Raw genomic sequence first — 22,230 nt, 5'->3', positions numbered from 1 at the left:
AACCGGCGCCTGGTGCGCCGGTTTTTTTTGCTCATTGATATTCAATGAAGTGAAGCGGCAGGATCCGAACGAAACATTGATAACTTCTCAAGAGCGATCCCAAGAGAATCATCATCGAACAATTTGCTTTTCCGGGCTGCGGCCCCCGCACCTCCAGGCCAATTCTTCAAATGCTCTCGAACAGCAGGGACTGTCGGCTCAACACCATCTTCATGCAATAGCCAATCAACAGTGGCAAGCAGCTCCATCCCAAAGGGAGATTCAAAGCCATCGATCAAATCAGCGGTGAACTCCAATGCAGGCAAATGAACCTTGGCCTCACTGTTCAAATATGCCTGTACAAATGCCTTGCGCCCCTCATCGAACCAGATTACGTCCAGAGGGCCTGCATCGCTGATCCGTTTCCCACAGTGCAAATAACTGCCATCAAGATTGTCTAGAAGGTGGTCCAACCGGTTGGCATAAGGGCCATATTTGTAAGCGACAAACTTCAAGTCCAATGGGTTGACGCCCGGCGTGAACCTCTCGATTGATCGCTCCAAAAACCAGGCGAGCTTTTGAACTTCGAGCAAGCTGCACTCCATCCCCAACACCCAATAGCGGCGTATCAGCTCTGCAATCAGCGCACGAGCAGGCGTCAGGTTCTCAACACCGCTGCGCTTGGAAACGTTTTGATAATTTGCAGTAGGCTCATAAACGAGAATATCCGCATCCAAATCTTTCAGAATGCTTTCAATCTGCTCTCGTACAGCAGTCCAAGGCAACCCTCCATTACCAGCACCAAGTGGAGGGATAGCAATCGAAACTACTTGATTCTCAATAATAAAGCTGCGCAGATCATGGAGCCCATCGACGATCCAGCCAATTTGTGAAGGTGAGCGCCAATGCCGCTTGGTTGGAAAATTCACAATCCAGCGCGGCCCATCCAGCTCACGCACTTCAGTAACAAACATCTTCCCAGTAACTACTTCTTTCGCTTTGCAGGCAGCAGCGTACTGGCGATAGTTCTCGGTAAAGCGCTCCTTGAACATCAGCGCAATGCCTTTCCCCATCACCCCTACGGTGTTGACTGTATTAACCAGCGCGTCGGCCTTGGCCTCCAGCAGGTTACCTTGCATGAAGCGAATCATCAGAAGTACCACCCAGGGCGAGCATGCACGGGGAGGCTCAGTTGACGTTGCTGAACCTCCTTGACGACACGACTCTTCAAAGCTTCGTTGTAGCAGACAATTCCCAGAAGACCAGCGACCGGGACATGTCCATGGATAAGGGCTTCAGCCTGATAACGCTCCATTTTTCGAGGATCATCAGGATCACGTTTGAAGTCCCTGCGCTGCAAAATCTCCCAATCGATTTTGTCCAACTGCGCGAGATCGCTGTAGTAGCCGGTCCAATGCGGGTAGGCATGGGCATCCGTGAAGACAAAACGCAGACCTAGCGACTGCGCATGGTACAGGCTGGAGACAAGAATCACGATCTCTTCGTTCCGCCGCTGCTGCACACTCCACCCCGAATGAATGTTCTTCATCATCACTGAGAACGGAGTGAAGTAAAAAGGCACATAATCTGCAAGGGTTCCGTTGGGCTCTATAGGCACATCGCGTTGAGCTCGCTTGCTGATCAGCTCTGGATTGCCGATCCCGACGTAGGTACTGGACATCCTTCCTGAAGAGACCGCGTGCAGCCCATGATCCAGCAGCCACGGCAGATTATCGCGGTGCACAATTCGCCAGATGAGCGCCTTGGATGGGTTGAGACTGGAGTAGATCATCTAGGTGGGAACATATTGGGATTTGAGTCGATCCATAGATTGCCCATCCCCGCTCCCCTAGCCTCCCTCGCTACGGACTGCTGGATTTCAGGGGACGGCGTATAGATTTTTGCAAACTCAACCGCAGGTACTGGTCCTGGAGCCAAACATTCAGCCATACAGACATGCTTGCACAGGGGGTCACGATACTCTCGTCGCTCCATCATATCCCAGTCAATCGCTCCAAACCCTGCTTCATAATCCAGCAACTCAAGAGCGCCACCTGCCAACGGATGCCTCGGTATCACGCGCCAGTTGGACTGACGAGCATGATCTCTGGCCACGGCAATCAACACGAACCGTTCGCCTGGTCGATCCTGATGCACTCTGCCATCAAAGGGGTTTTTCGCAAACCAGTGAAATGGCACAAACTGTTCCAGAGCCTCACCTCGTCGACCTTCGATAATCTCAGGATCAGCGATGTCGGTGAAGTCTGCGTCCAACCGGGCTCTAGGAAGCAGACCACGACGAATGATGGAAGGAACATTTTCGACGCTTGTCAGGTGATAGATATATTGCTTATCTCGAATGGCCACCGGGAACCTCTGGCAGAAATGATATCCATGTGCCACCAACGATAGTCAGCGATTCCACGTCTGCCAGGTATATAGCCAAAACAAATCCTTACTGAATCTGCTCCGGCGTCACGATCACCCAGTTCTTGTCCGCCGTCACCGGCAACCCTTCCTTGGCCTGGGCCGCCGCGTGCTTGGCGATCATCCCGTTGAGCTGGTCCATGTACTTGGCCTTGCGGTTTATCCACAAGTGGATGCCGCCCTTGTCCACATCCACGCCATGGAACTGCATGTAGCCATCGCTGGTTGGCGTGTCCCCGCCCACCAGCACCGGCTTCTTCCATTCATCGATATAAGTGAGGATCGCCGCCTGTTTGCCGGCCATCCAGGTGGCAGGCGTCCACAGGTAGGGCGTCAGCTCCAGGCCTTCGTTGGCCTTGGCATCGTACTGCCCGGCACTGATCTGCTTGCGCGCCGTGGTCAGCTGGCCGTTGGCGCGGTCCTTGAGCAGCAGGCTGACGCCAATCACATGCTCGGGCTTCACGTTGTAGCCGTACCTGGGATCCGAGGCGACCATGCGCACCAGCTCTTCCGAGGCAGCCGAGATCACGTAGACCTCGATCCCGTTCTCCATCAGCTTGTTGTACAGCTCGGCCTGGCCGGTGAAGACCTTGGGCGGTTGAACCTCGATCGGCTTGACCTGGTCACCCTCGAAATAAGTGCTGGGCACCGGCTTGCCCGATGCCATCAGTTCGTCGACCTGGGCCTTCAGCTCCTTGAGGGTGAAGCCGGAGAACACCTGGGCCACCCATGGGTAGCAGACCATGTCGTCGATTTCGCACAGGCGATAGTAATAGCTGAACAGGCTTTCCTTGTGCTCGGCGGTGTCCTTGAACGGGATCAGCTTGAGCGAGGGATCGAGCTTGTTACGGGTCAGCAGTCCCTTGTTCTCCATGAACGGCAGCAGCGACTCCTCAAGGTCGTAGCGGTAGCTGGTGTTGTCCATGTCGAATACCGCGTAGTTACCCTTGTTGGCATTGGCGGCGATCATGGCATCGAGCTGCCTGGCCGCCTCGGGGGGCCAATGCTTGAGCTCGGTGGCCCAGGTTTCGACACTGAACAGCAGGGACAAGCCCACCACCAAGGCTTTCGGAGCGAACTTCATGTACGAATCTCCTGAAGTAAACTGGAAAAACTAGTTCAGGAACCCCCACCCAGCGCCCCCCATAACGACCTTTGTGAAGCCGTAAACGCCGTGTTCATTGCTATTTCCGACAACTCGTTATTCCATTAACGACTATGCAAATTACTTTTGGGTATAAATTCGTTTCTTTTCAGGCTGTTAGCATTTCCGTTCGCAATCGCTCACAGAGGCGATGCCTCTTCTGCTTTTTCCTGGAGCTTCAATGAACCTGCCGTTGTCTCTCAACCTGCTGGCGTTCCTGGCCTTGCTGCTGGGCCTGGCGCAAACTCGCCGTACCGACTGGAGCCTGGCCAAGAAGGTCTTGCTCGGCCTGGTGCTGGGCGTGGTCTTCGGCCTGGTGCTGCATACCCTCTATGGCGCCGGCCATCCGGTACTGAAGGCCACCATCACCTGGCTCGACCTGGTCGGCAACGGCTATGTGGGGCTGCTGCAGATGATCGTCATGCCGCTGATCTTCGCCTCGATCCTGAGCGCCGTTTCCCGCCTGCACAATGCCTCCTCGCTGGGCCGCATCAGCGTGCTGAGCATCGGCACGCTGCTGCTGACCACCGCCATCGCCGCGCTGATCGGCGTGGCCCTGACCAACCTGTTCGGCCTGAGCGCCGATGGCTTGGTGGCCGGGGTCCAGGAAAGCGCGCGCCTGCAGGTCATTCACAGTGATTACGCTGGCAAGGTCGCCGACCTCAACATCCCGCAGCTGCTGCTGTCGTTCGTTCCGAGCAACCCGGTGGGCGACCTGGCCCGGGCCAAGCCGACCTCGATCATCAGCGTGGTGATCTTCGCCGTGTTCGTCGGCCTGGCCGCGCTGCAGCTGATCAAGGACGACGCCGAGAAAGGCGCCCGCGCGCTGTCGGCCATCGACACCCTGCAAGCCTGGGTGATGCGCCTGGTTCGCCTGGTGATGAAGCTGACCCCTTACGGCGTGCTGGCGCTGATGACCAAGGTGGTGGCCAGCTCCAACCTGGACGACATCCTCAAGCTGGGCAGTTTCGTGGTGGTGTCGTACATCGGCCTGGGTCTGATGTTCGTGGTGCACGGCATCATCCTCGCCGTCACCGGCGTCAGCCCGCTGCGCTTCTTCCGCAAGGTCTGGCCGGTGCTGACCTTCGCCTTTACCAGCCGCTCCAGCGCGGCCAGCATCCCGCTGAACATCGAGGCGCAGACACGCCGCCTGGGCGTGCCGCAATCGATCGCCAGCTTCAGTGCCTCGTTCGGCGCCACCATCGGCCAGAACGGCTGCGCCGGCCTGTACCCGGCGATGTTGGCAGTGATGGTAGCGCCAGCGGTAGGTATCGACACGTTCGACCCGCTGTGGATCGCGACGCTGGTGGCGATCGTCACCCTGAGTTCGGCCGGTGTCGCCGGGGTGGGTGGTGGGGCGACCTTCGCCGCACTGATCGTGCTGCCGGCCATGGGCTTGCCGGTGGAGCTGGTGGCGCTGCTGATTTCGGTCGAGCCGCTGATCGACATGGGTCGCACGGCGCTGAACGTGAACGGCTCGATGACTGCGGGCGTGGTGACCAGCCAGTTGCTGAAAGAGACCGACAAGGGCGTGCTGGCCGATGACGAGCACGCCGAGTTGAGCCATAGCTGAGAATAGACAGGGGCTGCACATGCAGCCCCTGCTCTTTCAAACCTTTTCCCACACCTCAAAGTGATACGCAGGCTTATCCCCCTCGACCTGCGCCTCAGTCGATACCCGCCGCCACTGGGCCTGGTCGAACTCCGGGAACCACGCATCCCCGTCCGGCGCCAACTCCACGCGCGTCAGGTACATGCGGCTGACCAGCCCCTTCTCCAGCGCCTGTGCGTACAGCTGCGCGCCGCCAATCAGCATCAACTCGTCGACGCCCTGCTCCCGCGCCCACTGCTCGGCACGCACCAGCGCCGCCTCCAGGGAAGCGAACACCTCGGCACCGGCCAGTTGCAGCCCCGGCTGACGGCTGACCACGATGTTCAAGCGCCCCGGCAGCGGCCGCCCCAGGGAATCCCAGGTCTTGCGACCCATGATGATCGGCTTGCCCAGGGTGGTGGCCTTGAAGTACTTGAAATCCCCCGGCAGGTGCCAGGGCATGGAGTTGTCGATGCCGATCACGCGGTTCTCGGCATGGGCCGCGATCAGGCTGAGGGGGAGTGATGTATTCATGCCCGCGAGGATAGCACCCGGCGTGTGGGTTATGCTTCTGCCCTGAACCGTGCAATGGAAGACCTTGTGACTGCACCGACTCCCCTGGACAAACGCTGGCTCACCGAAGCGGTGCGCCTGCGCGAGGAACACGCCGGCCCCCTGGAGGACCAGGAAGCCAACCGCCATGCCCGCCAGCGCGGTGGCGACCTGTCGGCGCGCATCGAGGCTCGGGCGCTGTTTCTCGCCGAACGTGACGGCATGGCCAGCGCCCTGCGCCACTGGAAACAGGGCGCACGCCTGGCGCTGCTGGCGTTGCTGCTGATGGCCGTGCTCAGCGGCGCCGGCCTGGCCTTCGCCGCCCTCGGCGACGGGCTGCGACCGGTCAACGTGTTCTGGGCCCTGGGCAGCCTGCTCGGATTGAACGTGTTGATGCTGCTGGGATGGGCGGCCGGGCTGGCACTGAGCGGCGAAAGTGGCGCCAGCCTGGGGCGCCTGTGGTTATGGCTGAGCGAGCGCTTTGCCCGCGACGCCAAGGCCGTGCACCTGGCGCCAGCGCTGCTGGTACTGCTGCAGCGTCAACGCTTGAACCGCTGGCTGCTCGGTGTGCTGGTGCATGGCCTGTGGCTGCTGGCGATGCTCAGTGCGCTGGTGCTGTTGCTGGCCTTGCTCGCCACCCGGCGCTATGGCTTCGTCTGGGAAACCACCTTGCTCGCCGCCGAGCCTTTCATCCAGCTGACCCATGCACTCGGCGCCCTGCCCTCACTACTGGGCTTCGCGGTGCCGGACGAAACCATGATCCGCGCCAGCGGCGACACCCTGCCAGCGCTGGACCTGGCCCGCCAGGCCTGGGCCAGCTGGCTGCTGGGCGTGGTCCTGGTCTATGGCTTGCTGCCGCGCCTGCTGCTGTTCGGCTTGTGCCTATGGCGCTGGCACCAGGGCCGTCGGCGCCTGGCCCTGGACCTGAGCCTGCCGGGCTATGCGCAACTGCGCGAAACCCTCATGCCGCGTAGCGAACGCATTGGCGTGCAGGACGCCGCACCCGAGGCCTTGCCGCAGTTCCAGGCCGGCCAGGCGGACACCAGCAGCAGCGCTGCCGTGCTGGTCGGCCTCGAACTGGACGAAGCGCATCCCTGGCCACCCGCCTTGCCCAAGACGGTGACCGACGCCGGTGTGCTCGACAGTCGCGAGTCGCGCAACACGCTGCTCGAACAGCTCAGCCGCTTCCCCCCCGCGCGCCTGGCGATTGCCTGCGACCCGCGCCGCTCGCCCGACCGCGGCAGCCTGGCACTGCTCGCGGAGCTCGCTCGCAATGCTGGCGCCACCCGCATCTGGCTGCTCCAGGCTGCACCGGGCCAGGCCCTGGATGCCGAACGCCTGGGCGACTGGCACGAAGCCCTGGATCGCCTCGGCCTGCCCCACGCCGACACCTCGCCGCTGACCTGGTTGGAGCATGGCCATGACTGAGCCGCTGAAACTGGCCGTGGTCGGCCACACCAACGTCGGCAAGACCTCGCTGCTGCGCACCCTCACCCGCGACGTGGGCTTCGGCGAGGTGTCCCATCGGCCCAGCACCACCCGCCACGTGGAGGGCGCCCGCCTGTCGGTGGACGGCGAGCCGCTGCTGGAGCTCTACGACACGCCCGGCCTGGAAGACGCCATTGCCCTGCTCGACTACCTGGAGCGCCTGGAACGACCGGGCGAGCGCCTGGACGGTCCGGCCCGCCTCGAACGCTTTCTGCAAGGCAGCGAAGCGCGCCAGCGTTTCGAGCAAGAGGCCAAGGTGCTGCGCCAGTTGCTGGCGAGCAATGCCGGGCTTTATGTGATCGACGCACGCGAGCCGGTGCTGGCCAAGTACCGTGACGAACTGGAAGTGCTGGCCAGTTGCGGCAAGCCGCTGCTGCCGGTGCTCAACTTCGTCGCCAGCAGCCAGCACCGCGAGCCGCAATGGCGCGAAGCGCTGGCCCGCCTCGGCCTGCATGCGCTGGTGCGCTTCGACAGCGTGGCGCCCCCTGAAGATGGTGAACGCCGGCTGTACGAAAGCCTTGCCCTGTTGCTGGAAGAGGCCCGTCCGGCCTTGCAACGCCTGATCGACGACCAGCAGGCGCAGCGCCTGGCCCGCCAGCAGGGCGGCAAGCGCCTGATCGCCGAGCTGCTGCTCGACTGCGCCGCCTGCCGACGCAGCGTCGCCGCCGAGCCGGCCGCCGAAGCCCAGGCCATCGAGGCGCTGCGCCGGGATGTCCGCCAGCGCGAACAGCGCTGCGTCGAGGCGTTGCTCAAGCTTTATGCGTTCCGTCGCGAGGATGCCAATGCCGGTGACCTGCCGCTGCTCGACGGGCGCTGGGGCGATGACCTGTTCAACCCCGAGACCTTGAAGCTGCTGGGCGTGCGCCTGGGCAGCGGCGTGGCGGCCGGGGCGGCGGCAGGCGCGGGAGTCGACCTGCTGGTCGGTGGCCTGACCCTCGGCGCCGCCGCCCTGGCTGGCGCCATTGCCGGTGGTGCGCTGCAGACCGCGCGCAATTACGGCTCGCGGTTGATGGGCAAGCTCAAGGGCCAGCGCGAGCTGACCGTGGACGACAACGTGCTGCGCCTGCTCGCCTTGCGTCAGCAGCAGTTGATGGTGGCGCTGGATAATCGTGGGCATGCGGCGCAGGACAGGATTCGCCTGGGGCCGCTGGATGAGAAGGCCTGGCGCGAGGGCAAGCTGCCCGAGGCCTTGAGCAAGGCCCGGGCGCACCCGCAGTGGTCGACGCTCAACCCTGGGGCGCGGGTGAATCAGGCGGAGCGGCAGGAGCAATTGGAGGCGCTGGTTCTGCAGATTTGAGCTTGGCTGTGCTGGCCTCATCGCGGCTAAAGCCGCTCCTACAGGATCTGCGCAACCCTGTAGGAGCGGCTTTAGCCGCGATGAGGCCAGCACAGACACCCGACAACTCAGAGCAACGCCAACGCCTTGCCCTTCAGCACCGCCAGATCGATCACCGGCACGCCCACCTCCTTGGCCTGCTCATCCCACTCGCGCATCCGCAAACTCACCCTGAACAGCGGCCCCTGTTCGAACGCATCCGCCTCGGCCTCCGTCATCACCCCGCCCTGATACTCCAGGGTCCGCCGGCTGGCCTCGCTCAGCCGTGCGTAATACCCAGGCTGGCGCAACGTCAGGTAACGCTTGGCCTCCACGTGATACTGCACCAGCAGCGCCATGCGCTCACTGAACCCACAGCGACGCAGGTATTGGGCACCGATGCGTTCATGGCTGACCACGCCATAGCCGCCCATGTCCCCCTCGCCGCCACACAGGTGGCCGATATCGTGGAAGAACGCGGCCAGTACCACTTCGTCGTCGAAGCCTTCGGCCATGGCCAGTTGCGCGGCCTGGGACATGTGTTCGAGCTGGGTGATGGCTTCGCCGATGTAGTCGTCGCTGCCGTGGCGTTCATAGAGGGCGAAGGTGTTGTCGATGACCTGGTCGGGGGTGAGCATCGATTGGATTTCCTCAGGTGAAATTCAAGGTGTCCCTATCGCCGGTAAGCCGGCTGCCACAGGGATAGCGTAGGCCAACGCTGTTCCTGTGGCAGCCGGCTTGCCGGCGATCGAGGCCGAAGGCCTCGCAGCGCTTACTGCTGCGCCACTTTCTCCGACTTGCCGTCATAGCGCTTGCGCCACTCGGTCAGAATCTCGTCACGGTTTTTCGAAGCCCAGGCAAAGTCGTTCTTGATCAGGCGCCGCTCATAGTCAGCCGGCAATTCCGTCTGCGGCTTGGCGATGCCGGGCGCTGCGAGTACGGCGAAGTTCTCCTTGTACAGCTCCATGGCCGCCGGGCTGGCCGAGAAGTCGGCCAGGCGCTTGGCCGCATCGGCCTTCGGCGAACCCTTGATCACCGCGGTGGCCTCGATCTCCCAGCCCAGGCCTTCCTTGGGCAGCACGATCTCCAGCGGCGCGCCCTGGCGCTTGAGCTGCACGGCCGGGTACTCGAACGAAATGCCGATCGGGAACTCGCCGGCCGCCGCCAGCTTGCAGGGCTTGGAGCCGGAATGAACGTACTGGCCGATGTTCTGGTGCAGGGCGTCCATGTAGGCCCAGCCCTGGGGTTCGCCGAAGGTCTGCAACCACGCGCTCACATCCAGGAAACCGGTGCCGGACGATGCCGGGTTGGGCATCACGATCTTGCCCTTGTATTCAGGCTTGGTCAGGTCCTGCCAGCTCATCGGCTTGCTCAGGCCCTGCTTCTCGGCCTCGATGGTGTTGAAGCAGATGGTCGCGGCCCACACGTCCATGCCGACCCAGGCCGGCGGATTGGCGGCATCGCGGTAGTTGGCGGAGATCTTGCCCAGGTCCTTCGGTGCATAGGCTTCGAGCATGCCGTTCTGGTCAAGGATGGCCAGGCTGGAGGCGGCCAGGCCCCAGACCGCATCGGCCTGCGGGCGGTCTTTCTCGGCCAGCAGCTTGGCGGTGATGATGCCGGTGGAGTCACGCACCCACTTGATCTCGATATCGGGGTTGGCCTTTTCGAACGCCTGCTTGTAACTCTTCAGCTGCTCGGCCTCCAGGGCGGTGTAGACCGTGAGCTGGGTGCCGGCGGCCGAGGCCTGCAGGCTGAAAACGGCGGATACGGCAGCGGCAAGTGCGAGTGGCTTGAACATGATGCGGTTCCTATCAGTGTGGGCAGTCGGTCAATGGCCGGCAGCGCGTTGGCGCCAGGCCTGGGAGCGGCGCAGCAGGCCGCGGGAAGCTGCGGCCAGCACCACGGACGCGGCGGCGCTGGTCAGCAGGATCAGGGTCGACATGGCAGCAGCGCCACCGACGTTGCCGGCATCGTCCATGTTCAGCACGGCGACAGCGGCAAGGATGGTGTCAGGGCTGTACAGGAAGATGGCCGCCGAGACGGTGGTCATCGCCGAGACGAACAGGTAGCGGATGATGTCCAGCAGCGCCGGCAGGCAGATTGGCACGGTGACGCGCACGAAGTGCTTGTACAGCGGCGCCTTGAGCGACAGCGCGGCCGCCTCGAATTCGCCGTCGAGCTGGCGCAGCGCGGTGGTCGCGGTCATCTGCGCGGTGGTCAGGTAATGGGCGATGGTGCACACCACCAGCAGCGCCATGCTGCCGTAGAACACATGCAGCGGGTTGCCGCTGAGGTTGAAGAAGAAGACATAGCCCAGGCCAAGCACCAGCCCCGGCACCGCCATGGGAATGAAGCTGAGCAGGCGCAATGCCTGGTTGAGCAGGCGCTGGCCTTGGGTTTTTTCCATCAGGTAGGCACCGGTGAAGATCACCAGGCTGCCGATCAGCGCGGTGGCGACCGCCATGGTCACGCTGTTCTGATAGGCCAGCCAGCCGCCGCCCGCCGTGTCCTCGAACATGTAGTGCTTGAACGACAAGGTCATGTTGTAGGGCCAGAAGGTCACCAGCGACGAATACACCGCCATGCCGATCACCCCCACCAGCACAGTGCTCACCAGCAGCACGATGGCCAGGTAGCAGGCATCTCGGCCACGCGAGGGCTTGGGCTCGAACACCTGGGCACGGCCGCTCATGGCATCGCCCTGGCGGCGGCGCAACCAGGCATCGACCGCAAAGCTCAGCAACGCCGGCACCAGCAGCACCATGCCGATCAAGGCTCCACGGCCGAACTGCTGCTGCCCCACCACCGCCTTGTACGCCTCCAGCGCCAGCACCTGGTAATCGCCACCGACCACGACCGGCACGCCAAAATCAGTGATGGTCAGGGTGAACACCAGGCAAAAGGCCGCGAACACCGCCTGGCGGGTGGCCGGCCAGGTGATGCTGCGAAACGCCCGCCAGGGCCCGGCACCCATGCTCGAAGCCGCGTCGAACAGCCTGGCATCGGCCAGCGACAACGCCGAAAGCAGGATCATCAGCGCATGCGGAAAGGTGTAGATGGCCTCACCCAGGACGATGCCCCAGAAGCCATAGATGTTGTCGTTGAGCAGCCCGCGCAGCAGGCCCTGGTTGCCGAACAGATAGACCAGGGCAATGGCCGGCAGCATCGACGGCGCCAGCAGTGGCAGCAGCGAAATGCCCCGCCACAGGCCCTTGGCCGGGATCAGCGTGCGTTGCAGGGCGTAGGCGAACAGGTACGCCAGCGGGACCACGATGGCGGCCACTGTGAAAGCCACCGACAGGCTGTTGCCGAGCAGCCAGTGGAAGTTGTCGCTGGCGAACAGTTCCTGCGCCGCAAGCAGGCCACCTCCCTGGCCGGCATCACCGCTGAAGCCGCGCCAGAAGATCGCCAGCAACGGCATCAGTACGGCCAACAGCAGAAGGATCAGCAGCAGGCTCTTGCCACCGACGACGAACAGGCGATCACCCAGGGCGACATCATTGCCGGGGGCGCGCTTGGCCTGGGTGAGCGGCAGGGACATTGGCGCGGCCATCTCAGGCGAACACCTGCAGGCTCTGAGGCGGCAGCGCCACCCAGATGTCCTGCGAACCCAGGCGCGGCATGGCTTCCGGCGCCAGCTCGGCGAGCAGGGCATGGCCTGGCAAGGCCTTGAGTTCGAAGCTCATGCGGCAGCGGTTGCCGAGGAAGGTGATTTCGCGCACTTTCGCCGGGAACAGGTTTTCTTCGTGCACCACCGGATTGACCATGATCGCTTCCGGGCGGCAGAACAACCGGCCGCTGCTGGCCCGTCGCGCGCCAGCGGCCAGGCGCATGTTCATGGCGCCGACCTGGGCATGGCTGTCACCGTTGCGCTGGAACGGCAGCCAGTTGCCCTGGCCGACGAACTCGGCGACGAACGGCGTGGCTGGCTGGTCGTAGATCTCCTGAGGGGTGGCGTACTGCTCGACCTGACCGTTGTTCATCACAGCGATGCGGTCGGCCATGAGCATGGCTTCATCCTGGTTGTGGGTGACCATCAGCGTGGTGATGCCCAGTTGGCGCTGCAGTTGGCGCAGCTCGGTGCACAGGTGCTCGCGCACCCGGGCATCCAGCGCCGACATCGGTTCATCCAGCAGCAACAGCGACGGCGCCGGGGCCAGTGCGCGAGCCAGGGCCACCCGTTGCTGCTGGCCGCCGGAGAGCTGGCCGGGGTATTTCTTTTCGCTGCCGGCCAGGCCCACCAGTTCGAGCATCTCGGCCACGCGCTGGCGGCTCTCCTCGCGGCTGCCGGTCAGGCCGTAGGCGATGTTGGCTTCGACCGTGAGGTTGGGGAACAGCGCATAGGACTGGAACAGGATGCCGTAGTCACGGGCCTGGGGCGGCAGCTGGGAGATATCGCGCTCGCCGATGTACAGCGTGCCGCGGTCCTGGCGCTCGAGGCCGGCGATGCAGCGCAGCAGGGTGGTCTTGCCACAGCCGGAAGGGCCGAGCAGGCAGACCAGCTCGCCGGCGGCGATGTCCAGGGAGACGTCGTTCAGTGCGGTGAAGGCGCCGAAGCGCTTGTGGATACCGCGCACTTTCATCTGTGCGCCCGGGGTGGCATGGTTCATGGCGAGGCCTCATCGAAGAGATGGGGCCATGCTAGGAAGGCTGTGCGAAGGTTCTGTGGCTGTAGGGCAAAAGCGGTCGATAGTGGTATAGGCAGATTTTGTAGTGGCTTTGCGGGCCCTTCTGTGGGAGCCGGCTTGCCGGCGATAGGGCCGGTACAGCCACTAGAGCACCGTCAGAACTGCGAACCCACCACTTCCTGCGCCACTCCAAGGAAAGCCGCCGGCAAGCGCGCCTGACGCCGCTCTTTGAGGCAATACAGGTACTCATGCATCACCGGCGCATTCTCCAGCATCAGCACCCGCAATTCGGGATTGTGCGGCACCTCATGGCGGGCAATCACGCTGATGCCGATATTGCGCAGCACCGCCTCGCGGATCGACTCGCGGCTGCCGATCTCCAGCAAGGCCCCGGCCTTCACCCCGGCCTCCTGCAGCATCTGCTCGGTCAACTTGCGGGTGGTCGAGCCCTTCTCCCGCATCAGCAGGCAATGCCCGGCCACCACGTCGATGGACACCACCTGGCGGTGCGCCAACGGGTGATTGCGGTGCACCGCCACCACCAGCGGGTCGGTGCCCAGCACCCGCCGCACCAGGCGGGCATCTTCGAGCAACTGCGACGAGGCGGCGATATCGACGCGGTAGTCCTCGAGCATCTCCAGCACCTGCTGGGAGTTGCCGATTTCCACCGCCACTTCCACCTGCGGCAGACGCTCGCGGAAGATCTTCACCAGATCGAGGATGTAGTACGGCGCGGTGGCGGCAATGCGCAGGCTGCCCTGGGCATGGCTGCTGTTGCGCAATTCGAACTCGATGTCGGCCTCCTGCTGCAGCAGCGCCTTGACCATCGGCAGCAGGCGTACGCCCTCTTCGCTCAGCACCAGGCGCCGGCCGCCACGGTAGAACAGCTCCACCGCGTACTGGCTCTCCAGGTTGCGAATCTGCGTGGTCACCGTCGGCTGGCTGAGCCCGAGCTTCTTGGCCGCCAGGGTGATGCTGCCCAGGCGGGCCACCATGTAGAAGGCTTTGAGCTCGGCGCTCAGCATTGCCTGGCTCCGCAGCCACTAGCTGTAAGCCGCAAGCCGCAAGCAAAAGCATCTCTGTGTAGCGTCATCAATCTCACTTCCACCTCAATCAGCTTGTAGCTTGTAGCTTGTAGCTTGTAGCTTGATGCTCGCAGCTGCTACTTGCGCAGCAGGCGCAGACCGTTGAATACCACCAGCAGGCTCACGCCCATGTCGGCGAATACGGCCATCCACAGGGTGGCCATGCCGGCGAAGGTGATCGCCAGGAATATCGCCTTGATGCCCAGCGCCAGAACGATGTTCTGCGTCAGGATCGCCGCACTTTGGCGCGACAGCCTGACGAACGCCGGGATTTTGCGCAAGTCGTCATCCATCAACGCCACATCGGCAGTCTCGATCGCCGTGTCGGTACCGGCAGCGGCCATGGCGAAGCCGATTTCGGCGCGGGCCAGGGCGGGAGCATCGTTGATCCCGTCGCCGACCATGCCGACCCGGTGGCCTTGGGCATACAGCTGCTCGATGGTGGCCAGCTTGTCGGCAGGCAGCAGGTTGCCTTCGGCGCGGTCGATGCCCACCTGGGCGGCGATGGCCTGGGCAGTGTGTGGATTGTCGCCGGTAAGCATGACGGTCTTGATGCCCAGTGCATGCAATTCGGCGATGGCCTGGCGGCTGCTGTCCTTGACCGTGTCGGCCACGGCGAACAGCGCCAGCGGGCCGGAACGGTCGAGCAGCAGCACCACGGTCTTGCCTTGGCGCTCCAGTTCATCGAGTTGCGCTTCGAGCTCAGGCGAGCACAGCCCCAGCTCTTCGACCAGACGGTGGTTGCCCAGATGGTAGCTTTCGCCGTCGACGTCACCGCGCACGCCACGGCCGGCCAGGGCCGCGAATCCGCTCACCTCGCTCAGCGGCAGGTTCTGCGCCTTGGCGAACTGGGCAATGGCGCCGGACACCGGGTGATCGGAGCGTGCGGCCAGGCTTGCCGCCAAGGCCTGGGCACGGCCCTCGAACAGCGGATCGAGCACCTTGGCGTCGGTTTGCACGGGTTTGCCGTGGGTGATGGTGCCGGTCTTGTCCAGGGCCAGGTAGTCGATCTTGCGGCCCCCTTCGAGGTAGACCCCGCCCTTGATCAGGATCCCCTTGCGCGCCGCCGCAGCCAGGCCGCTGACGATGGTCACGGGGGTCGAGATCACCAGTGCACATGGGCAGGCCACCACCAGCAGCACCAGGGCCCGGTAGACCCAGTCGAACCAGGCGCCGGCCATGAACAACGGCGGGATGAGCGCCACGGCCAGGGCCAGGACGAACACCACGGGGGTGTAGATACGCGAGAAGGTATCGACGAAGCGCTGGGTCGGCGCACGTGCGCCCTGGGCCTCCTCGACCGCCTTGATGATACGCGCCAGGGTGGATTGACCGGCCGCGGCCGTGACCTGGTACTCCAGGGCGCCAGCCTGGTTGATGGTACCGGCGAACAGTTTGTCGCCGACCGCTTTCTCGACGGGCAGGCTTTCCCCGGTGATCGGCGCCTGATCGACGCTGGATTGCCCACTGATCACTTCGCCATCGAGGCCGATGCGCTCACCCGGGCGCACCCGCACGCGAGCACCGATAGCCACGTCGCGTACCTCGACCTCCTGCCATTGGCCGTCGGCCTGCTGCACCGTGGCCATGTCCGGGGTCAGCTGCATCAGACCGCCGATGGCGTTGCGCGCCCGATCCAGGGAACGGGCTTCGATCAGTTCGGCGATGGTGAACAGCACCATGACCATGGCCGCTTCCGGCCACTGGCCGATCAACACTGCGCCGGTCACGGCAATGCTCATCAGCGCATTGATGTTGAGGTTGCGGTTCTTCAGGGCAATCCAGCCCTTCTTGTAGGTACCCAAGCCGCAACCCAGGATCGCCGCCAGTGCCAGCGCGGCCACGAACCATTCGGGTGCCAGCGCTGCAAAATGCACGATTTCGGCGGCGATCGCGGCAGTACCCGACAAGGCCAACGGCAACCAGCGCGTCTTGTGCGGCTGCGGCGCAGCAGCGCTGCCAGCGTCCTCGGTAACCAACGGTTCGGCCTTCATGCCCAGGCTTTCGATGGCCCGCTCGATCTCGGCGGTATCGGCAAAGGTATGGCGCACGCCCAGCACCCGGTTGATCAGGTTGAATTCCAGCTGCTCGATGCCCGCCAGCTTGCCCAGCTTGTCCTGGATCAGGGTCTGCTCGGTGGGGCAGTCCATGGCCTGGATGCGAAAGCGGCTGAGCTGCGCATTGCCACTGGCCTTCTCGGTGAGTTGCACCAGGGCTGGCGCGGCTTTGCTGCCGCAGCAGCTGTGCGCGTGGTCATGGTCGTGCTTGTGTTCGTGGCTGACAGGCTGGTTCATGGGGTCGTCCTTAATGTGCGCCTGTTGCCAAGTGAACACCCTGTAGCCACTATAGGGTCAAGCCACCTGTTGGAGAAATCGTCATGAAGATCGGAGAACTGGCCAAGGCCACCGACTGCGCCGTGGAGACGATCCGCTATTACGAACGTGAGCACCTGCTGCCGGAGCCGGCACGTACCGAGGGCAACTATCGGCTCTACACCCAGGCCCACGTCGAACGGCTGACCTTCATCCGCAACTGCCGCACGCTGGACATGACCCTGGATGAAATCCGCAGCCTGCTACGTCTGCGCGACAGTCCCGATGGGTCGTGCGGCAGCGTCAATGCGTTGATCGACGAGCATATCGAGCATGTGCAGGCGCGGATCGATGGCTTGGTGGCGCTGCAGGCGCAGCTGGTGGAGCTGCGTCAGCGTTGCAATGCGCAAGGGGGAGATTGCGCGATCTTGCAGCAGCTCGAGGTGAATGGCGCGGTATCGGTGCCGGATACCGAGCATTCGCATGTGGGGCGTAGTCACGGGCATTGATCCAGTGGCCTCATCGCCGGCAAGCCGGCGATGAGGCCAATGAAATCAGACCGCCATCGGCGCCGTCATCGGTGCATGGTGCTCGTACCCTTCCAGGCTGAAATCGCTCGGCTCGATCTTCTCCAGCCACTCCGGCTCGTACTTGCCGGTCTTGGCGAACTCAGGCACGCGATCACTGATGACCAGCTTCGGCGCCTCCAGTGGCTCGCGCTTGAGCTGCTCATTGAGCATGTCCAGGTGGTTTTCATACACATGGGCATCGCCGATGAAGTAGGTGAACCAGCGCGGGGTGTAGCCGGTGAGGCGGCCGAACAGCGACAGCAGCGCCGCGCCTTCGGTGAGGTTGAACGGCGTGCCCAGGAAGCTCCTCCCCCCACATTACTGCACATTACGCTGACTTGTAATGCCTTCCAAGCAACTTGGTGTATGTGCATTATATCTTTTGCACATTACCTGCGCAACCCCTGATACTGGATAAACCACCAGTTTTTAAGCTTTGTCCAAAGCTCATCCTCTCCTGAAGACCCCGAAATACGGTGCCTGTAGCCAAAAATTTGATTCATCCTGGCAATGTGCTATCCATGAGGTCGGGGGAATCTATCTCTCCAGGATCAGCTCCAGCGCTTCCGCAGGCGCTCAGACGCAAGCAACAGGGAGTATCGATGCGCCTAGATCAAATGCCATACCACTCAATGCCCACCTTGGCCGTCCTTCCGTTCCGGCAATTCCGCATCGGATGGTCGTGGCAGCTGCGGGCACTCAAGCTCTTCCCCGACTCCCAGTTGTCCTGGAAGCGCTACTTTTACGATAACGGCAGTGGTCATGCGAGGGTGGCTGTTTTCACCTCCTACGAGGAGGCCATGGAAGCTGCGGACGAATTCAACAGCCGCACCAGTGAACTGGTCGTTCAGGCGGTATCGGATCCTGTGCTTCAGAGCTCGACCACCCTGAAAGTCGAGAAAGCACTGAAGGCGGCGCGCCGTATCCAGGGAGAAGAGGAGCTCATGGAGCGCGAGGCGATCAGGCGAAATGCCCATCTACCCCGTCCCTCCATGCAGGAGTTAGAACTGCACAATACGATGGAGAGCTTGCGCCAACCGCTTCACGAGGAGCTTGAACGCGCACCCTATGTGGATGTGGTGGCCCTGCCGCGATTCAATGCGTGCCTTGGCCGTATCGATGACCGGACATGGGAACACATAGGCGCCCTGACTCCCAAGCGCTCGCAAATCTGTCTGCGCGAAGTGACAGCCAAAGGGTATGGTCTTTCGGGAGCAGACCACTGGGGGAGAACCAAAGCAGAGATACGCGCACGGCTACTTCCGCGAGCCAATCAGCTGCTGCAGTTAGCGAGCGTCAAGCAGATGCTCGCCGAGGCCAGGATGCGTGGCCAGAGGGTATTGGTCTGCGGTGGCTTCGTGTTCTGGTATGAGGACGATGGGGTGCCTCAGTGGGTCTTAAAAAACACTGGGAGCGAGTCGAGCAGCGATGAAGGGAAGACCTTGTGGCACGAGGGAACGATCCTTTCTAAGAACCATGGCCGGATCGTCGTGCTCCCCTATATCAAGGAGAGCGGCGAGAAGGTTCAAGGTCACACTAAGAACGCACCACACGATGGAAAGGCGCTACCTCGCCATCGAGATCAATACGTCACACTACCTTTTGAGGTGCTCGAAGGGGATCTCATGATTGGGTTGTTCGGTGAGCTGCACTACGAATGAAATCCGACTGCAGCTCAATACGTCGTTGGTCAAGAAGACACACGTTCCCCAGGTGCCACGCATGCACGCCTGGGGTAACCACCCTCGGGTGTCTATGCCTTCCGACCTTCCGATGAACGAATCCTCGCCAAAGCACGGTTGATCGGAGGATTATCGACCCCCGCTGGGATCAACACATCGTCATCAGGTTGAAGCGCTGAAATCTCTAGGTGGTTATCATCAATTTCCCAAGCGTTTATAACCACAAGCCCTGAAGTTGATAAATGATGTGTAGGTCTCCCCTTTGCATCCACCGTGACGACATAGCACCTTTTGTAGTTTTTATAATCGCTCAGGAACCTATCAAGATTCTCAGAGGAGTCCGGCGTGACCGTAAGAATTCTGGACAAGGCCGAATGAATACTCGATGAGTCATCTTCCCGGTCAAGGTTACTTGTAACCACGACTCGATAGTGCGCCGGGTTATGCTTGTCAATACCGCGTATCAGCGCGATACGTAGCGTATTGTTAGGATCTTTATCGCCAACAGTCTTAGCAATGTTTGAAAAAATCCTTTCCCCAACTACCGGATTTTCAAAGAGGAATACGATAGCAGGCATCCGCCCTCCACCTCCTTGAAAACCTACGCCCCTCCAACCGGCTTGATCCCACAGGCTGACCTGAATGAGAGATGAAATCTTCAACTCTCTATGTTTAAGAGTTGAGAATTGGAACGGATGTTTTGGTCGCTCCTCGGAAACATCGGTTTCAGGTCGCGACTCCACTGGCTCAATGTTGTGATGCTCATACCAAGTCACGCTACGAGTTGGCTTGTGCAACTCTAGGGACGCGTCCTGATGAGATGCAATTCCAGGTACAGCATCACGCCCCATGAAATAGCTGTCCAATCCAATATTACAGTTGAAGACAACGGCTCGCTCCAAGGCTTTATCATCTCGAAGCATCTCTTCCAATCTCGACCAGCCAATCTGAGGGCAGATGATGGTGACAAAACGGAGGCAGAATTCACTGTAGAAATTCTTAATTGCATCTCGTTGCTCGTCAGTTAAATTGGCGATACTGAACGGCGAGCAGAGGATTTCAGCAGAAGTTACCTGTGCAGCAGTATCGAAACTGTGCTGCAGTATGAAGTCGTCCTCATATTCCAACGAGATATTAATATTTACGGCAGGCAATGTAGACGCTAGATGGTCTGCCATCATCGGCGCGCAGAAGCTTTCCAGCACAGCCAGCAATTGCTGCGCTAGCTCCATGCAAGGGGACTTCACGGGGAAGGACACGGACACCTTACAACCCAGAATGTAGGAGCTTATGTTCGTCCAGCGGTCTAGATAAAGGTCGAGTGGGGCCACCGGAGCGCCCATATCAATGCTGCGCCACATATTTATAAATTGAAGGTCAATAGGCTCACCTTCGGGCCCTGCTTTATCTTCATGGCCTAAGCAAATCATTAGCGCATCGGCACTGAGCCATAAATCTAACTGATTTAGTTTGTCCGGCAGCCAGGCTAGTCTTTCAATATCTGAGAAATTGGCATTAAGAAATAACTTACCAATGAGAGCCTCATAACTCATTTTCTGATTTTCTGTCCACAGATCTTCATCCAGTGTTTGAGAGATCAGTTGAGCCAGGTGGTACCAAGTTAATGACTGACCCAAGCGACCCAGCTGACCTTCAATCCACATGAGTTGCTGGTAAATAGCCGCTTGCCGAGCACTGCTCCGCTGCTCCTTTAGTGCATCTGTGGTAACAAGGTAAGCCGCCATCAGCGCAGCACCTCGCGCAGCCCAGAGCAGGCCCTGCTTCTCGTACGCATGGGACAACATATAAAGGGCAGCGAACATTTCCGTCTTGCTTTCACTGCTATACAACCCATACAGAGACAACCCGAAGCACTTGATTGCCCTGTAGTAATCCTTTTTGTCGCTACTCAGTGCTCCTCGCCTCAGGTACTTATCCGCCTTTATCCGACTGTTCTCCCGTGCACCAGCATCATCAATGAGCTTATCCATCAGGTCTTCGTAAGCTTTGAGATCTCCGAAGGCCACATCGAGAGCTTCCAGTAAGTTGACGAGCCGAGCCATGGGGTACCCAATCAGCTTATGAGCGCTATCAGCGATGGTGCCCAAAGACCTGAAGGTATTGTTGACCTGTTCCTCGCTTTTAGCAGCCAACAGATCCAGGAGCGCCAATGACGTCTTAGCTTGCAATGCGCCGCTAATCATATCCGCGTCGTCGGCTATCGAGTTCAACTTCTCACGAATGGTGGCTTCTATGGATGCCACATTGAGGGTGCACTTGCCGTCTCGATGAGTGGTGACAACCAGATTAAACAACGTTGCGACTTTTTCCCAGACCTCAACGTTGTCGGTCTCTTGAGCCACGGCAAGTGCTTTCTCAAAGGTGTCCTCGAAGAGCTCGACATTTTCCAGCCACCAATACGCGGCCCAAGTCAGCTGATAAAGGGAATCGAAATGCTGCCTCTGAGTGCCAAACTTTTTCGCTGTCCGCACAGCGAGATTGAACTGGTGCTCAACAGCGACGGCATCCCGCTCCAGCTCTTTGTAGATGATGGCACGCTTGGTGTAGAGATCGACCTGGGAGAGCGTTAAACGGCCTGGATCTTCAATCTGTTCGATCTGGCGCTCGATGTCTGCTAGCTGGATCTGCTTGTCAGCGTCGAATGGGCCGATCTGAATTTTGCTCTCAATGCTGCCTGTAAGACCTAGGTAATCGATGGCAAGCTGCTGATTCTTGGGCTGCAGTGTTTTATCAAGCAGCCAGGTTCGATCGAGGATTGTGACCTTGACGCCATGCTTTTCCGAAAGGTCATCCTGAAGCTGCGCCCTCAGGCTGTTCTTGATGAATCGACTGGAGACACAGAAGATGCGTGAGTACCCACGCCCGGTGGACATGATGCTCTCGACATCCTTCGTACATTTTGTCTTCCAGTCTTTCTGGGTGCTAACACCGAATGCCCATCGCTCAGACTCCGGAGCCTCGTTTAATCCCCAGAAAAAGGCGATTTGGCTGGCTACAGGGTACGTTTCGGTATCGGTTTTACCGTCTCCACCCGCAGTCGGGCCGGTCTGGGCAACCAGGTTGGGACAGATTTCTCGCTCACAAAGCTTGCGTACGAATATCTCGAACTCAAGCTCTTGGCTTCGGTTGTTCAGGGTCTCGAAGTGGTACTCCAGCATGGAGCGATCGATAGTCGACTCCTGTAGCTTTACCGAGTCCGAAAACTGCTCCGGACGTCTAGCTCGCAGAAAGTCTTGCGGCTTAGGCCCATTGATCTTGGTAGCCGATTGTTCCTTGTCCATCATCCACTCCTGAAATGACCAATGGCATCGCCCGGCTACGCTCAACGCTCTAGCCCTAGGTCAACGCAGGCCTCGACGTCATCTTTATGGTGTGCGGTTCACGGTGCTGCGGGACGCCCGCGCAGACTTGGTGACCGGATGATCGTTTACACCAGC

Annotated in this window: 17 protein-coding genes and 1 pseudogene; 5 read left to right on the top strand and 13 right to left on the bottom strand. The window is 61.0% G+C overall.

From position 1 onward, the window contains the following. Positions 1–41 precede the first annotated feature (41 nt). The 4 genes from darG to PPL01S_RS00740 form a co-directional block, all read right to left on the bottom strand. Positions 42–1,130 (bottom strand): type II toxin-antitoxin system antitoxin DNA ADP-ribosyl glycohydrolase DarG, encoded by a 1,089-nt coding sequence (darG, locus tag PPL01S_RS00755; RefSeq protein WP_016393333.1) that lies wholly within the window; start codon positions 1,128–1,130, stop codon positions 42–44. Then, positions 1,130–1,771 carry a type II toxin-antitoxin system toxin DNA ADP-ribosyl transferase DarT gene (gene darT, locus PPL01S_RS00750; RefSeq protein ID WP_028625067.1) on the bottom strand — a complete coding sequence of 214 codons (642 nt, stop codon included), beginning with the start codon at positions 1,769–1,771 and terminating at the stop codon, positions 1,130–1,132. The genes darG and darT overlap by 1 nt, the downstream gene beginning before the upstream one ends. Then, a complete protein-coding gene (locus tag PPL01S_RS24410; protein WP_016393331.1) occupies positions 1,768–2,346 on the bottom strand; it encodes a DarT ssDNA thymidine ADP-ribosyltransferase family protein in 579 nt (192 codons plus the stop codon). Before PPL01S_RS24410 ends, darT begins: the two co-directional genes overlap by 4 nt. Positions 2,347–2,434: 88 nt before the next feature. After that, a complete protein-coding gene (locus PPL01S_RS00740) occupies positions 2,435–3,490 on the bottom strand; it encodes an HAD family hydrolase (RefSeq protein ID WP_028625065.1) in 1,056 nt (351 codons plus the stop codon). Between the two features lie 241 nt (positions 3,491–3,731). Here PPL01S_RS00740 and PPL01S_RS00735 point away from each other — a divergent pair, with 241 nt between their 5' ends. After that, on the top strand, positions 3,732–5,123 hold the full coding sequence (locus PPL01S_RS00735) for an L-cystine transporter (protein ID WP_016393329.1): 1,392 nt from the start codon (positions 3,732–3,734) through the stop codon (positions 5,121–5,123). A 36-nt stretch (positions 5,124–5,159) separates the two neighbouring features. Here PPL01S_RS00735 and PPL01S_RS00730 read toward each other — a convergent pair whose 3' ends face one another. Beyond that, positions 5,160–5,675: a dihydrofolate reductase gene (locus PPL01S_RS00730; RefSeq protein WP_016393328.1), complete on the bottom strand. Its 516-nt coding sequence runs from the start codon at positions 5,673–5,675 to the stop codon at positions 5,160–5,162. A 54-nt stretch (positions 5,676–5,729) separates the two neighbouring features. Here PPL01S_RS00730 and PPL01S_RS00725 point away from each other — a divergent pair, with 54 nt between their 5' ends. Beyond that, the gene (locus PPL01S_RS00725) at positions 5,730–7,121 is read left to right on the top strand and encodes a DUF2868 domain-containing protein (protein WP_028625064.1); all 1,392 of its coding nucleotides are present in this window, start codon (positions 5,730–5,732) and stop codon (positions 7,119–7,121) included. Further along, positions 7,114–8,478 (top strand): GTPase/DUF3482 domain-containing protein, encoded by a 1,365-nt coding sequence (locus PPL01S_RS00720; RefSeq protein WP_028625063.1) that lies wholly within the window; start codon positions 7,114–7,116, stop codon positions 8,476–8,478. The genes PPL01S_RS00725 and PPL01S_RS00720 overlap by 8 nt, the downstream gene beginning before the upstream one ends. Before the next feature lie 107 nt (positions 8,479–8,585). Here PPL01S_RS00720 and PPL01S_RS00715 read toward each other — a convergent pair whose 3' ends face one another. The 6 genes from PPL01S_RS00715 to PPL01S_RS00690 all read right to left on the bottom strand — a co-directional run bounded on the left by PPL01S_RS00715 (position 8,586) and on the right by PPL01S_RS00690 (position 16,503). After that, positions 8,586–9,134 (bottom strand): phosphonate degradation HD-domain oxygenase, encoded by a 549-nt coding sequence (locus PPL01S_RS00715; protein ID WP_016393325.1) that lies wholly within the window; start codon positions 9,132–9,134, stop codon positions 8,586–8,588. Positions 9,135–9,268: 134 nt separating this feature from the next. Next, positions 9,269–10,294: a putative 2-aminoethylphosphonate ABC transporter substrate-binding protein gene (locus PPL01S_RS00710; protein WP_016393324.1), complete on the bottom strand. Its 1,026-nt coding sequence runs from the start codon at positions 10,292–10,294 to the stop codon at positions 9,269–9,271. A 30-nt stretch (positions 10,295–10,324) separates the two neighbouring features. Then, complete coding sequence (locus PPL01S_RS00705; protein ID WP_016393323.1) at positions 10,325–12,049, bottom strand: putative 2-aminoethylphosphonate ABC transporter permease subunit; 1,725 nt, start codon at positions 12,047–12,049, stop codon at positions 10,325–10,327. 1 nt (position 12,050) lies between these two features. Further along, positions 12,051–13,106, bottom strand: a complete 1,056-nt coding sequence (locus PPL01S_RS00700; RefSeq protein WP_028625062.1) for a putative 2-aminoethylphosphonate ABC transporter ATP-binding protein — start codon at positions 13,104–13,106, stop codon at positions 12,051–12,053. Between the two features lie 173 nt (positions 13,107–13,279). Next, positions 13,280–14,149 carry a LysR family transcriptional regulator gene (locus PPL01S_RS00695; protein WP_016393321.1) on the bottom strand — a complete coding sequence of 290 codons (870 nt, stop codon included), beginning with the start codon at positions 14,147–14,149 and terminating at the stop codon, positions 13,280–13,282. Positions 14,150–14,286: 137 nt separating this feature from the next. Beyond that, positions 14,287–16,503: a heavy metal translocating P-type ATPase gene (locus PPL01S_RS00690; RefSeq protein WP_016393320.1), complete on the bottom strand. Its 2,217-nt coding sequence runs from the start codon at positions 16,501–16,503 to the stop codon at positions 14,287–14,289. 83 nt (positions 16,504–16,586) lie between these two features. Between PPL01S_RS00690 and cadR the strand changes: the two genes are divergently transcribed. Continuing rightward, positions 16,587–17,030: a cadmium resistance transcriptional regulator CadR gene (cadR, locus tag PPL01S_RS00685; protein ID WP_016393319.1), complete on the top strand. Its 444-nt coding sequence runs from the start codon at positions 16,587–16,589 to the stop codon at positions 17,028–17,030. Between the two features lie 45 nt (positions 17,031–17,075). Here the strand turns inward: cadR and PPL01S_RS00680 are convergent. After that, positions 17,076–17,390, bottom strand: a pseudogene (locus PPL01S_RS00680) (thymidylate synthase); the annotation flags it as partial. 302 nt (positions 17,391–17,692) lie between these two features. Here PPL01S_RS00680 and PPL01S_RS00675 point away from each other — a divergent pair. Next, entirely contained in the window at positions 17,693–18,751 is a 1,059-nt protein-coding gene (locus PPL01S_RS00675) for a hypothetical protein (protein ID WP_028625061.1), read from the top strand. A gap of 92 nt (positions 18,752–18,843) precedes the next feature. On the opposite strand, the gene PPL01S_RS00670 is transcribed toward PPL01S_RS00675, so the two are convergent. Then, positions 18,844–22,074, bottom strand: coding sequence for a hypothetical protein (locus PPL01S_RS00670; protein ID WP_028625060.1), 3,231 nt, complete (start codon positions 22,072–22,074; stop codon positions 18,844–18,846). Positions 22,075–22,230: the final 156 nt, after the last annotated feature.

This window comes from Pseudomonas plecoglossicida NBRC 103162 = DSM 15088 (genome assembly GCF_000730665.1).
GTDB classification, from domain to species: Bacteria; Pseudomonadota; Gammaproteobacteria; order Pseudomonadales; family Pseudomonadaceae; genus Aquipseudomonas; species Aquipseudomonas plecoglossicida.
The sequence above is the reverse complement of the archived record's forward strand: the minus strand, read 5'-3'. Positions and strand labels throughout refer to the sequence as shown.

Bases quoted from the DNA above. Each gene is read 5' to 3' on its own strand.
- PPL01S_RS00740 (WP_028625065.1), bottom strand. From the start codon at position 3,490: ATGAAGTTCGCTCCGAAAGCCTTGGTGGTGGGCTTGTCCCTGCTGTTC.
- PPL01S_RS00735 (WP_016393329.1), top strand. From the start codon at position 3,732: ATGAACCTGCCGTTGTCTCTCAACCTGCTGGCGTTCCTGGCCTTGCTG.
- darT (WP_028625067.1), bottom strand. From the start codon at position 1,771: ATGATCTACTCCAGTCTCAACCCATCCAAGGCGCTCATCTGGCGAATT.
- PPL01S_RS00720 (WP_028625063.1), top strand. From the start codon at position 7,114: ATGACTGAGCCGCTGAAACTGGCCGTGGTCGGCCACACCAACGTCGGC.
- PPL01S_RS00725 (WP_028625064.1), top strand. From the start codon at position 5,730: ATGGAAGACCTTGTGACTGCACCGACTCCCCTGGACAAACGCTGGCTC.
- PPL01S_RS00670 (WP_028625060.1), bottom strand. From the start codon at position 22,074: ATGGACAAGGAACAATCGGCTACCAAGATCAATGGGCCTAAGCCGCAA.
- PPL01S_RS00705 (WP_016393323.1), bottom strand. From the start codon at position 12,049: ATGGCCGCGCCAATGTCCCTGCCGCTCACCCAGGCCAAGCGCGCCCCC.
- darG (WP_016393333.1), bottom strand. From the start codon at position 1,130: ATGATTCGCTTCATGCAAGGTAACCTGCTGGAGGCCAAGGCCGACGCG.
- PPL01S_RS00715 (WP_016393325.1), bottom strand. From the start codon at position 9,134: ATGCTCACCCCCGACCAGGTCATCGACAACACCTTCGCCCTCTATGAA.
- PPL01S_RS00695 (WP_016393321.1), bottom strand. From the start codon at position 14,149: ATGCTGAGCGCCGAGCTCAAAGCCTTCTACATGGTGGCCCGCCTGGGC.
- PPL01S_RS00690 (WP_016393320.1), bottom strand. From the start codon at position 16,503: ATGAACCAGCCTGTCAGCCACGAACACAAGCACGACCATGACCACGCG.
- cadR (WP_016393319.1), top strand. From the start codon at position 16,587: ATGAAGATCGGAGAACTGGCCAAGGCCACCGACTGCGCCGTGGAGACG.
- PPL01S_RS00700 (WP_028625062.1), bottom strand. From the start codon at position 13,106: ATGAACCATGCCACCCCGGGCGCACAGATGAAAGTGCGCGGTATCCAC.
- PPL01S_RS00675 (WP_028625061.1), top strand. From the start codon at position 17,693: ATGCGCCTAGATCAAATGCCATACCACTCAATGCCCACCTTGGCCGTC.
- PPL01S_RS00730 (WP_016393328.1), bottom strand. From the start codon at position 5,675: ATGAATACATCACTCCCCCTCAGCCTGATCGCGGCCCATGCCGAGAAC.
- PPL01S_RS00710 (WP_016393324.1), bottom strand. From the start codon at position 10,294: ATGTTCAAGCCACTCGCACTTGCCGCTGCCGTATCCGCCGTTTTCAGC.